The organism is Wolbachia endosymbiont of Drosophila leontia (genome assembly GCF_028981785.1).
Taxonomy (GTDB): Bacteria; Pseudomonadota; Alphaproteobacteria; order Rickettsiales; family Anaplasmataceae; genus Wolbachia; species Wolbachia pipientis.
Window position 1 is genome coordinate 1 of sequence record NZ_JAPQLK010000149.1, and the last position, 608, is coordinate 608.

1 protein-coding gene is annotated in these 608 nt (G+C 35.0%); it reads left to right on the forward strand.

The features are described 5' to 3' along the window. A partial coding sequence (locus OZD63_RS05535; protein WP_275008328.1) for an efflux RND transporter permease subunit occupies window positions 1-608 on the forward strand: 608 nt, incomplete at both ends.

Consider the following 608-nt stretch of genomic DNA (forward strand, 5'->3'; position numbering starts at 1 on the left):
CTTAAATATCGTTGTGCTCTTCAGTTTAATTATGGCTGTTGGCATGCTGGTTGATGATGCAATTGTGATCAGCGAATATGCCGATAGAAAGATGATCTGCGGAATGGATAAAGTAGAAGCTTTTCACACTTCAGTTCGTGATATGTTTTATCCGGTTCTATCATCAACGTTAACTAAGTTAGCAGTGTTTTTTCCTCTATTATTCTGGCCTGATACTGTTGGTAAATTCATGCAGTACATACCAATTACAATAATTCTAACTTTGACTGGATCGCTCATTATGGCTTTGGTTTTTATACCAACACTTGGTGCAATATTTGGTAAGCCTTCGATAACTTCAAAAAAAGAAATAAAAAAAATGAGTGCTATAGAAAGTGGTGAAATAAAAAATGCTGGGCCTATAATAAGAGCTTACGTACGCATGCTAGAGAAGGTTTTGGATCATCCTAAAAAATTCGTATGTGCTACTGTATTCGTTTTGTTTTCATTTAGTGTGCTGTACTTTACTTTTGGTCCTGGAGTAAAGTTTTTTCCGAAAGTGGATTCAGATAATATTTTAATCAGTGTTAAAGCAAAAGAAAGCTTATCAGCCAAAGAACGAGATCTGA